This window comes from Streptomyces katrae, from assembly GCF_000966975.1.
Taxonomy (GTDB): Bacteria; Actinomycetota; Actinomycetes; order Streptomycetales; family Streptomycetaceae; genus Streptomyces; species Streptomyces katrae.
Window position 1 is genome coordinate 1 of sequence record NZ_JZWV01001570.1, and the last position, 289, is coordinate 289.

The following is a 289-nucleotide window of genomic DNA, read 5'->3' on the forward strand; positions in this document are numbered from 1 at the left end:
GGCACGGGCACGGGCACGGGCACGGGCAACGGCTACCCCTCCGCCGGGGCCCGGCCCGTGAGGGCCGCCAGGCTGGAGCGGACGTGGTTCATGTGGGCCCGCATCTCCTCCTGCGCCTCCGCGTGCTCCCGCAGGATCCGGTCCGTCTCCCGCCCCACCCGCTCCTGCCGCACCCGCGCCTGCGCGACCAGCTCCGCCGCCCGGGCCTCCGCGTCCTCCTGCCCGTGCCGCGCGGACTCCTCCGCCTCAGCGAACCCCCGCCGCGCCTCCGCCAGCCGCGCCTGCGCGT

Annotated in this window: 1 pseudogene; it reads right to left on the reverse strand. The window is 79.6% G+C overall.

Annotated features, from left to right (window positions below):
• Positions 1–32: 32 nt before the first annotated feature.
• Positions 33–289: pseudogene (locus VR44_RS39270) on the reverse strand (cellulose-binding protein); the annotation flags it as partial.